The organism is Pseudomonas sp. P4_C4 (assembly GCF_056402055.1).
The window spans coordinates 1-10,237 of record NZ_JBFUID010000108.1; the positions used below are offsets into that span (position 1 = coordinate 1).

The 10,237-nt window shown below is 57.0% G+C and carries 12 protein-coding genes; 5 read left to right on the forward strand and 7 right to left on the reverse strand.

Annotation, left to right across the window (positions count from 1 at the left end; translation table 11 throughout):
- The coding region (locus tag AC1DXW_RS30240) for a hypothetical protein (protein WP_477760852.1) at positions 1 to 96 on the reverse strand (96 nt) is incomplete at its 3' end.
- A gap of 217 nt (positions 97 to 313) precedes the next feature.
- Here AC1DXW_RS30240 and AC1DXW_RS30245 point away from each other — a divergent pair.
- Entirely contained in the window at positions 314 to 574 is a 261-nt protein-coding gene (locus AC1DXW_RS30245) for a hypothetical protein (protein ID WP_477760850.1), read from the forward strand.
- A gap of 262 nt (positions 575 to 836) precedes the next feature.
- Here AC1DXW_RS30245 and AC1DXW_RS30250 read toward each other — a convergent pair whose 3' ends face one another.
- The 6 genes from AC1DXW_RS30250 to AC1DXW_RS30275 form a co-directional block, all read right to left on the reverse strand.
- Entirely contained in the window at positions 837 to 2,006 is a 1,170-nt protein-coding gene (locus AC1DXW_RS30250; RefSeq protein WP_477756779.1) for an aminotransferase class V-fold PLP-dependent enzyme, read from the reverse strand.
- Entirely contained in the window at positions 2,006 to 2,278 is a 273-nt protein-coding gene (gene tatA / locus AC1DXW_RS30255) for a twin-arginine translocase TatA/TatE family subunit (RefSeq protein ID WP_477756780.1), read from the reverse strand. The genes AC1DXW_RS30250 and tatA overlap by 1 nt, the downstream gene beginning before the upstream one ends.
- A gap of 84 nt (positions 2,279 to 2,362) precedes the next feature.
- Positions 2,363 to 3,070: a cupin domain-containing protein gene (locus AC1DXW_RS30260; protein ID WP_477760851.1), complete on the reverse strand. Its 708-nt coding sequence runs from the start codon at positions 3,068 to 3,070 to the stop codon at positions 2,363 to 2,365.
- A gap of 45 nt (positions 3,071 to 3,115) precedes the next feature.
- The gene (locus AC1DXW_RS30265) at positions 3,116 to 3,973 is read right to left on the reverse strand and encodes a GNAT family N-acetyltransferase (RefSeq protein WP_477752797.1); all 858 of its coding nucleotides are present in this window, start codon (positions 3,971 to 3,973) and stop codon (positions 3,116 to 3,118) included.
- Between the two features lie 335 nt (positions 3,974 to 4,308).
- Positions 4,309 to 5,649 carry an OprD family porin gene (locus tag AC1DXW_RS30270; protein WP_477752796.1) on the reverse strand — a complete coding sequence of 447 codons (1,341 nt, stop codon included), beginning with the start codon at positions 5,647 to 5,649 and terminating at the stop codon, positions 4,309 to 4,311.
- A 421-nt stretch (positions 5,650 to 6,070) separates the two neighbouring features.
- Positions 6,071 to 6,997 (reverse strand): 2-hydroxyacid dehydrogenase, encoded by a 927-nt coding sequence (locus AC1DXW_RS30275; RefSeq protein ID WP_477752795.1) that lies wholly within the window; start codon positions 6,995 to 6,997, stop codon positions 6,071 to 6,073.
- 287 nt (positions 6,998 to 7,284) lie between these two features.
- Here AC1DXW_RS30275 and gabT point away from each other — a divergent pair, with 287 nt between their 5' ends.
- The 4 genes from gabT to AC1DXW_RS30295 form a co-directional block, all read left to right on the forward strand.
- The gene (gene gabT, locus AC1DXW_RS30280) at positions 7,285 to 8,577 is read left to right on the forward strand and encodes a 4-aminobutyrate--2-oxoglutarate transaminase (RefSeq protein ID WP_477752794.1); all 1,293 of its coding nucleotides are present in this window, start codon (positions 7,285 to 7,287) and stop codon (positions 8,575 to 8,577) included.
- Positions 8,578 to 8,670: 93 nt separating this feature from the next.
- The gene (locus tag AC1DXW_RS30285; protein WP_477752793.1) at positions 8,671 to 9,327 is read left to right on the forward strand and encodes an HAD family hydrolase; all 657 of its coding nucleotides are present in this window, start codon (positions 8,671 to 8,673) and stop codon (positions 9,325 to 9,327) included.
- Positions 9,328 to 9,374: 47 nt separating this feature from the next.
- Entirely contained in the window at positions 9,375 to 9,863 is a 489-nt protein-coding gene (locus tag AC1DXW_RS30290) for an Lrp/AsnC family transcriptional regulator (protein WP_008017091.1), read from the forward strand.
- 211 nt (positions 9,864 to 10,074) lie between these two features.
- A partial coding sequence (locus AC1DXW_RS30295; protein WP_477760853.1) for an acetyl-coenzyme A synthetase N-terminal domain-containing protein occupies positions 10,075 to 10,237 on the forward strand: 163 nt, incomplete at its 3' end.

Below are 10,237 nucleotides of genomic sequence, written 5' to 3' on the forward strand. Positions count from 1 at the left end.
AGTCTCGCTGACGTAATCGTCCAGGCTCTCGGGGAGCAGGCTCTCGGGGAGCAGGGTCCTTTGACCTCGGTGTTCACCTTGAATGAAGCGTTTCATGGGCAACCCTTGCGATGAAATCCTGGGAAATCATAGCAAGGGTTTGCTTTGGAGTTTTTACACACTCTGGGCCATGGATGGCCGATGGCGGCGGGCCCACGGAGCAGGACCGGAGCGAGGGCATGCCGAGCCTGGGCGAGGCACCGAACGTCAGGGGCAAAAGCCCTTGGTTACTTGGGGCTCTTCCAAGTGACCCGCCGTAAGGGCGGAACCGTTAGTGGCCGTTACCGCAGCAATGAATATGTACACCAGGAAGAAAATGCTCGGCCGTAAGGTCGCCATCGCTGGCAAGCCAGTTTCTACAGGTATCGGTGTTCCCCGGGATTGCGTGAAGAACCTTTTTTTATCGCGTGCCAATACCCCTCTGACACTCTCTTTTCAAGGTGTCCTGCTGAGCGCCTGCACAGTGGAACTGCTTCTAACGGCTCTTTCCTTCAGTGTTGCGAAGATCCAGAGAAGAGGGATCAAAGGAATGTGAAGGAAGGCGAGTATGCGGTTGTTATTGATGATGTTGGTGGGCTGCGCCATACACGCCAAGAGTTGGGCGAGCGCCCCCTTAGACCTGGTCATTCTCTGTGACGCCGGCTATCCACCATATAGCTATGCCGATGGGGATGAGGCCAAGGGGCTTTACACCGATATTCTGCGCAAAGCCTTTACCCGCATGCCGGAATATAACGTGCAAATTTGTCCCGTACCTTGGGCGCGCGGTCTGGCGGAAGTGGCCTTAGCCCACCGGCCTATTTACTTGCAACCACCTGCTTTAGCGCCTCGACAAAGCGCCACAGATCGCTCTTCTGCGTGTAGATGCCCGGCGACACCCGAAGTCCGCTGATGTGCCTGATCTGGCGGAATTTGACATGCACCTGGTGGGTTTTTCGAAGCTCCTGCTCAACCCATCGAGCATCACATTGATCGATAGAGAACAGGCTTACTGCGCCCAGCTCGACGGTATCGAGTGGCGTGTGGAGCCTGAAACCGGGAATGTCTTTGGCGAGGTCAACCCAGTAACGGGTCAGCTTCTGTAGGCGCGCGTGAATGACTCGCGTGCTGATTTGTGCATGGAAACGGATAGCCGGGGCAATGCCCGCCTGTATCGCCGAGTTATAGGTGCCGAGATTCCAGTGGTCGAATTTGTCGATCTGTAGCGGCGGCGGATCGAAAGGCCCCAGCAATGGCCAGGTGCTGTCGATTCGGTCACGCCTCACAATTAGCATGCCATTGCCGACCGGCGCCCCCAGCCATTTGTGGAGGCTGGTGATGAAGTAGTCGCAATCCAGGTCGCGGAAGCTGAGCGGCATCTGCGCAAACGTCTGGGCACCGTCCACCACAGTGACAATCGCCCGCGCTCGGGCTAGCGCACAGATGCGCTTGACCGGCAGGACTCGCCCGGTCCAATGCAGCATGTGGGTCAGCTGGATCACCCGGGTACGCGGGGTAATGGCCTGTGCATACGCTTGCACGATGACATTCTCATCGTCCATCAGGTCGAAGTCGACGGTCACCACTTCGATGCCTTCGCGCTGCTGACGCTGCAACCATCCGGCTATCACGCTCGGATAGTCCCACAGTGAGACCAGCACCTGGTCGCCAGCCTTCAATGGAATGCCGAAGATGGCTGTCGACAAGCCTTCGGATGAGTTGCGGTTCAGGGCGATCTCATCGGGATCGCAATCGGCCATGTCAGCCAGCTGTTGCTTGATCGCAGGGAGCTCGGCGTCGAGCTTGCTCCACATATTGACGTCCGGGTTGTGGCTGATCAGCCGATAGGCATCGATCATGGCCTGCTCTACCACCAGCGGTGGCGGACTCACTGCCGCGTTGTTCAGGTTCAATAGGGGGCGCTGCTCTGGATAGGCTGCGCACACGCGCTCCCAGAATGCTTCCTCAGCGACAGACTTGTCTGACATCAGCTGCACTTCCATTTTCGCTTCTCACCTCTGTTTGAATTGTTTACTTGGGCTTGGGCGCTCGAGTCTTCGAGCGTGCGCGTCTGAGCGTCAATAGGCGGGGCGCTGGGCTCCTCAGCGACTGGCTTATCGTCGCCCATGGATTTGCGGAACCCCCTGATCGTGTCGCCGAGGTCCGACCCCAAGCCTTTCAGGCGCCTGGTTCCGAACAGCATGACCACGATCAACAGGATGATCAGGAGTTTTCCGGTACTGAAGCCACCCAATCCCATTGACTGTACTCCGCGAGTGATTGATCGGTTTGGTGGTGGGGCCGGCGGAGGAAAACCCGTCTGCCGGCGCTAATGCGGTTCGAGTTATTTGACGACGTAGAACTTGCGCACATAGACGCTGCTCTTCCAGGCGCAGGGGGCGCCTCGGGGTACGAACACCGTATCGCCGGTGTTGACCGTCAGATCGATCCCGTCCACCACCTGAAGGGTGACGCTGCCTTCGATCAGGTGCATCAGTTCATGCAGAAGGTGCGGCCTCGCCCCGCGGGTATAGGGTGTCGAGTCCCAGACGCCGATGCGTAGATTGGTCGGTTCTTCGACAAACAAATTGTGTGAGCGACATTGCGGTGGCGGGCTTAGCAGAATTTCTGGCCCCGGTGCCGCCGAGGGAGAGAGCAGGGTTAGCGGGGAGAGCGCGGTGAGCCCGGGATGGCGCTCTTCGACGAGCTGGGTATCCGCGCAGAATGCCCAGAGAGAGTCGGGTTGCGCCTCGATCTGGAGCGACGTACCGCGGGCGATCACGGCGCTGTCGCCGGGATTTAGTTGGAGCCTGTGATCCTGACTCTGCAGGGTGACGCGTCCCGCGTGAACCACGATCGTTTCGCTATAGGGATAGTCATCGACGTTGAACTGTCCGCTCGCCTGGACCACGCCGGCAGCGATGTCATCCGGCCCGAGATAAGCAATGTGCCGGTCGAAAGGATCGGTGGCCCCCAACGAACCGGGGGTGAATTTTGTTGAAGCGGGACTGCCGTCGGCGTGTGCCAACAGCACTGCAGTGGGTTCGAGCATGAAGGTGTTTCTCCAGGAAAATGCATTGGATGTAACGCTGGTTTGTCAGCCGATGGCCTGAGTCACCAGCGCAAACTGGCGCACTGCGCCGATAGCCTGCGGTGGGGTGCCACGAGCCATTTGCGCAACGGTGTCGACCTGCTTCAGCCCGGCTTCTTCCAGCCAAGGGGCCAGTCCGCTATCGGACGGTATATCCATGCGCACGAATGCGTCCGGAACTCGGGCCAACAACACCGCGATCAAGTGCTTGGCCTGCTCTGGACTTTCCGCGATGACCGGGCCGATGCAGCGACCACGGCCGAATGGGCGCAGCATGGCGAAGGCGCGTAGCTGACCCTCGCGCTCGATACCGACCGAGTGTTCAACTACATCGAACAGATCATTGAGCACGACTTCTCGGTCCAGGCCGCTTCCGGCGTTGGCCAGTTCGATTTGGACGGCCCGATCGGCTTCGGTCAGCGGGCGGCAGCGCTCTCCGGCTGCCAGATCATTCGGTGTAGGAGCCCGCACGTGCCCCTGATGTTGTTGAATATGTCCAAAGTCAATGAATCCCTGACTGGCATAAAGTGGGGCACCGGCCAGCGTCGCATTGAGTATGGCGGTACTTGATCCGCAAGCCTCAAGTGCCAGTTCCATCAGCTTGCGACCTATACCCTGGCCCTGGTACTCATCACTGACGATCACCAGGCCGATAGTGGCGTAATGTCCCTGCGCACAGGTGAACGCGGTACCTATCAGGCGACCTCCATCTTCTACGACAAAACCCTGCGCGATGCGCTGCAACATGGCCCATTCCTCCAGGCGGTGGGGCCATTTCAGCTGTACGGACAAGGCGTGGGCCAACGGCACATCGGCCGGGGTCATGGGGCGATAGCTATACGTAGGGCGTTGCGAGTTGGACATGACAGATCTCCGTATACAGGGAGCGTGACCGGTCGGATTTCTCCGTGGAAAGTATTGGTATCTCACCTGCTGCGAGGCCTGACAAGAGGCCTCCATTGATTCGGCAGATTCTTTAAGCGACAGCTTTGTAGGCCACATTTACTGCTCAAATGAGAAGCAGGATCGGCAGCAAATACTGGATCGACTTACAGGATGCAGACCAAAGCAAAAGGCACTTCTGATGGGGAAATTGCTTAAAAAAGGCGCCCGGATGGGCGCCTCAAGGCTAAGGGCGCGTGGAGCAGACCTTCAATAAAACCGGCCGGTCCACAGGTAAAACCGGCCAGGACCAAACGTTACAGAATGCTCAGCGGATACTCGATGATCAGGCGGACCTCGTCGATATCGCTCTCGAACGAGGTCGCGCGGTGTGTAGCCTGGCGCAGGCGGAAGGACAGGTCCTTGGCGGCCCCTCCCTGGACCACGTATTTTGCTTCCAGGTCACGCTCCCACTCCTTCTGGTCGTCACCCACCTTGTTGGCATAGGCACCTTTCGGATCGGCTTTGGTGCCATCGATTTGATCACCTTTGACATAGCGGGCCATAAAGCTCAGCCCCGGTATGCCGAATGGAGCCATGTTCAGGTCATAACGAGCCTGGATGGAGCGCTCGTTGGGAGCGTTGAAGTCGGAATACTGAATCGAGTTGGCCAACCAGATCGAGTCCACACCGATGTAGTCGAAATACTCGTCGCCATCGATCTTCTGATAAGCCAGGGTGAGCTTGTGGGCACCGAAGGAATAGGCTGCCTTCGCCGACCAGCTCGTGGTGTCCAGTTTGCCGGCACGCGCTTCGCCTTGGTCCTGGGTCTTATAGGCTATCAAGCCAAAATTCAGCGACTGCTGGTCAGCCAGAGGAATCGTATAGGAGGCACTGCCGAAGTGCTGACGCCAGACATTCTCGGCCTCGCTGGTGTACGCCTTCAGGCTGAGGTTTTCGTTGATTTTATAGGTGCCGCCGATGAAGTCGACGCTGTCAGCTTCGGTCCCTCCGTATGTAGTGAGCAGCTTGTCATTGGAGTTGGTCGAATTGCGATTGTTGAATGCGGTGAAGTGGCCACCCTCGAAGGATAAGGCATCGAATTCGTTGCTCGACAGTTGGAAGCCGGTAGCTGTTTCCGGCAGCAAGCGGTTGTCACCGGGGGCGAATACCGGTGCGGTCGGGCGTTGTTCGCCGTACTTCAGCACGGTGGAGGAAATGCGCATCTTCACTGCACCGCCGATCTCGCCATAGCTATCTGGCACGTCGGCTTCGGCGGTGCGATTGTTGCTGATGGGCAGCAGGCCGTTGCCGACCCGGCCACGGCCAGTGTCCAGCTTGACCCCACCGTACGCGTAGGCATCGGTGCCGAAACCGATGGTGCCCTGGGTGAAACCGGAGGCGAAGTTGAGCATGGCCCCTTGTGCCCACTCCTCGCGATAGCCATTGCGCTCGCTGGCCGGCTTGGAGCCGTTAGTACCTTGGCTATTGCTGCCGCCATTACGGAAGTCGCGATTCATATAGAAATTACGATTGAGCAACCCGAGGCTGCTGTCTTCAATGAAGCCATTGGCTTCCTGTTGCTGACCCGCTATTGCCAGTTGCGTGGTGGCAGCAATGACAGCCAAGGAGAGAGAGCTTAGTTTTGCGATATTCATCGCTTACCCCATTTGATCTTATTAGTGTTGGTTATCTGCGCGGCAGGCGATGCTCTTGCGGCAGCTCAGGTAAACCACTGCGAAGTAAACCCGGGAGAGTCTTGTCGATCAGCGCCTTGCAGTGGACTTGACCTGCAGCCGGGCTCCGCACAGCGGTGGCTGTATCGCAGTTACGGCGAGGCCTGACAATGGGCTGCAGTCAATTCGGTAGATTGCAAAAGTTATGGCTTGACGGGCCGCAATTACTACTCAATCGGGGGAGGAGATCAGCAGCAAATGTCGGCTGATTCTTGGGGGAGGTATGCGCAGAAACAGCAAAATGGGATGAACATCAGATCTGTTTTGTATAACGCCAGATTTGCCTCTGCGAAGTAAAAATCTGGCGCCGGTTGGTTGTTACTGGTGAGTTGAAAACCGGAGGTCAATAACTTCTCTTGCGGTCAACCTGACCAAGCATTGACTCACCGCGTTGATGCCGGCGGATATTCTCCAGCAACACGCTAAACGCACTTTCCGGTTGGGTCATCGCAGCGATATGCGGTGTCAGCAATATCTGCGGATGGTGCCAGAAGGGATGGTCCGGCGCCGCCGGCTCCTGTTCCAGTACGTCGAGCACCGCCGCGCTGAGCTGGCCGCTGGCCAAAGCCTCAAGCAGATCCTCTTCTATCAGGTGCCCACCCCGGCCCATGTTGACCAAGGCAGCACCTTTGGGAAGGTGCTGGAACAACTGTCGGTTGAGAATCCCTTTAGTCTCCTCAGTCAATGGCAAGACACAAACCACGATGTCGCAACGGCCGAGGAAGGTGGGAAGTTGCTCGGCACCGGCAAAGCAGTCCACCCCGGCAATGCGATGCTCACTGCGTGCCCAGCCTGATAAGGCGAATCCAAAGGTCTGCAAGGTGGCTAGAATCTGTTGCGCCTGCGTGCCGAGCCCCATGACACCTACCCGACGTTTGGCTGCAGGTTGCAGCAGGTGAGCCTGCCAGCACCGAGCCATTTGTTGCTGGCGATAACGGAGCATATCCCGGTGCAGGCTGAGCACCGCAAAACTGGCGTACTCGCACATGCCCCGAGTGATGCTCGGGTCGAGTAAACGTACCACCGGCAGGGTCGTTGGCAGGCGGTCAAGGTCAAGTTGGTCGACCCCGGCCGACAAGGCGAACAGTACCTGCAGGTTTGGCAACAATGTTTCGAGATCGTCCGGCGCCTGCCAGGCTGCCAGGTAGCGAATATCCTTCGGATCGCCGATGTCCGGCCAGGCACGCCATTCGATATCCGGAGCGTGCTCAGCGAATAGGCGCTGCCATTGTTCGCCGCGCACCGGGTCAGCTTTATAGAGCAGGGCCATGGGTAACTTCTCGCTTTAGATTGGGAGTATCCAGCATGCCCGAGTGGCAGAGCAGGATATGTCGAAAGAATCTGCGTAAACGCATAACGTTGCGTTGTATGGGGTGCGCGTCGGCAGATTCCATGGGAGCTGGCTACAGCTGAAGGATTCTGCTGTTTACCGGGGTGAAAACAGTCGATCCGAATTTCTCAGAGGCCAAGTTCGGCTTAGACAATTGCGTCGAAAGCTTAACCTTTGGAACACATCGCAGCCGTTTCCCGGTTGCCAGGTTCACTATGGGAGATGCCATGAACAGTAAAGTCGAAGAAACCCCGAGTTTGCTCCGTCAGCGCGATCAATTCGTGCCACGGGGTTTGGTCACGGCACACCCCCTGGTCATCGACCGGGCCCAGGGTTCTGAAGTGTGGGACGTGGACGGGACGCGCTACCTGGACTTCGTCGGCGGCATTGGCGTTTTGAACATCGGTCACAATCACCCGAAGGTGGTCGCGGCAGTGCAGACCCAATTGCAAAAGATCAGCCATGCTTGCTTCCAGGTGGTGGCCTACAAACCCTATATCGACCTGGTACAGCGCTTGTGCGAGTTGGTGGGGGGCCAAGAAGCCTACAAGGCGGCGCTGTTTACGTCTGGTGCAGAGGCTGTGGAGAACGCGGTGAAGATCGCCCGCGCACATACCAATCGCCCAGCCGTTATCTCCTTTCGTGGCGGTTTCCATGGGCGTACTTTACTGGGTACGACCCTGACTGGCATGAGCCAACCCTACAAGCAAAATTTCGGGCCCTTCGCTCCAGAAGTCTTCCATACCCCATACCCTAACGCCTATCGCGGTTTCAGCAGCGAGATGGCTTTGCAAGCTCTTAACGAATTGCTGGCGACCCAAGTCGCTCCGGATCGAGTAGCTGCGATCATCATCGAGCCAGTGCAGGGCGATGGAGGCTTCCTTAGCGCGCCGCCGGAGTTTCTCCAGGCGCTGCGGGCTCTGACCGAACAACATGGCATCGTGCTCATTCTGGATGAAATTCAGACCGGTTTCGGCCGTACCGGCAAATGGTTCGGTTTTCAGCACGCCGGGATTCAGCCGGATCTGGTCACTGTCGCCAAGAGCCTCGCCGGTGGTTTGCCCATATCGGGCGTGGTGGGTCGTGCGCACATCATGGACGCGCCATTACCCGGTGGTCTCGGCGGTACCTACGGCGGTAACGCCCTGGCTTGCGCGGCGGCGTTGGCGGTGATCGAAACTTACGAACAGGATCAGTTGCTCGAGCGTGGTGAGGTATTGGGCGAGCGGCTGCGTCAGGGCCTGCTGCGCTTGCAGGCACGTTACCCTCGTATTGGTGACGTGCGCGGCACCGGCTTCATGCTGGCAATCGAATTGATCAAAGACGATGAGGCCCGCAGCCCCGATGCAGAGCTCACCCAACAACTGATCGATCAGGCCAGGGTTGGTGGGCTGTTGGTGATCAAATGCGGGGTTTACCGAAATGTGCTGCGCTTCCTTGCTCCTCTGGTAACCGAAGAAAGTCAGATCGACGAAGCGCTGACAATTCTTGAAGCGGCATTGTTGCGAGTGTTGGATTAATCTCAGGTCTCGGTTGGCGCAATGTAGCAATGCGCCGACCGAGGGCATTTAGCGCACATGGATTGATGAATGCATCATGGGAGGCTACACACCATGTACCTGACTGATTATCGTGCACTGTTGATCGATTGCGACGAAGTCCTGGTCGATCGGGATTCCGGTATCTGGACGGCCCTGCAACCTTTGCTCGAAAACCATCCGGGCATGCCAGGCAGGGAAGAGGTATTGGCTGAGTTTGACGAGGCGGTGCGCACGCTCTATCCACGTTTTTCCGAGCTGGGCTTCAGTGGCTTATTGTGCTTTGCCCATCGTCAGCTGGCAGAGCGTTTTGGGCTCAAGGCCAGTTGGGAAGAGGGCATGAGTTTCGCCCGTTCGGCGTGCAACTGGTCGTTGTTCGAGGACGCGCCCGGTGCCATGTTGTATCTGCGCAAATTCTATCGGCTGCTGGTGTACTGCGATCGAGATGCCGAGGATCGCGAACAGCTCTGCGAGCGTTTGGGGATTGTGCCCGAAGACCTGCATTCCCGAGCCAGTAATCCATTGGAGGACAGCGAGTGGTTGCTGGCCAACAACCTGGAGCCCAAAAATATTCTGCAGATTTCCAGACCTCCTGCGCAGCCGCCAAAATTGGCTGGTTTGTGCCTGATCCGCCGTGGTCATGAGAATTATACCCAGGAATATTCCGCAGATTTTCACATCACAAGCATGGCCGACCTGGTCGCTCAGCATCAGCTATCTTTGCGACGTTGAGTTTGCTAAAACCACTGTCTATCTGAACGGCAATCAAGAGGTACACGATGGAAGGTTTAATTAAACTAGACCGAATTGATATCAGTATCCTGGTTGAGCTTCAAAAAGACGGTCGAATGACCAACGTCAGTCTGGCCGATGCGGTGGGTCTGTCATCCAGTCCATGCTTGCAGCGGGTAAAGCGACTTGAATCGGCCGGCTATATTTCCGGGTATAGAGCTCATCTAAACCTTGCCAAGATCACCGACTCGGTCACGGTATTTACTGAAATCACGCTCAGCGACCATAAACGGGAGGACTTCGCCAAGTTCGAGTCCAATATTCGTTTGGTCGATGAGGTACTGGAGTGCCATTTAGTCAGCGGCGGTTACGATTACCTGGTGCGCTTCATGACCTGCAGTATTCAGCATTATCAGGAAGTGATCGAAGGGCTGCTGGACAAGAATATCGGTATATCCAAGTACTTCAGTTACATCGTCATTAAATCCCCAGTACTTAAAGATGGGGTCCCGCTACGTAGGCTATTGCGTCACTGATGCCACCCAGAGCAATGGGATCAGACGAAGTAAGAAACAGAACGAAGTCCAAATCCATATTGCTCAGCCGTTTCCGGATATGACTTGTCGTTAAAAGAGCACAACACCATCACGGGCTGGCTTGAGATGTCGGCTGTAGCGCTTGCGAGCCGAGCACGATTAATCAGTGCCAAACATTTAACAAAAACAACTATTCACCGAGGTAAGAAAGATGAGTGCGGCTTCCCTGTATCCCGTTCGTCCCGAGGTTCTGGCTAACACGCTGACCGACGAGGCGACCTACAAGGCCATGTACCAGCAGTCGGTCGTCAACCCGGACGGCTTCTGGCGCGAGCAAGCCAAGCGCCTCGACTGGATCAAGCCTTTCACCACGG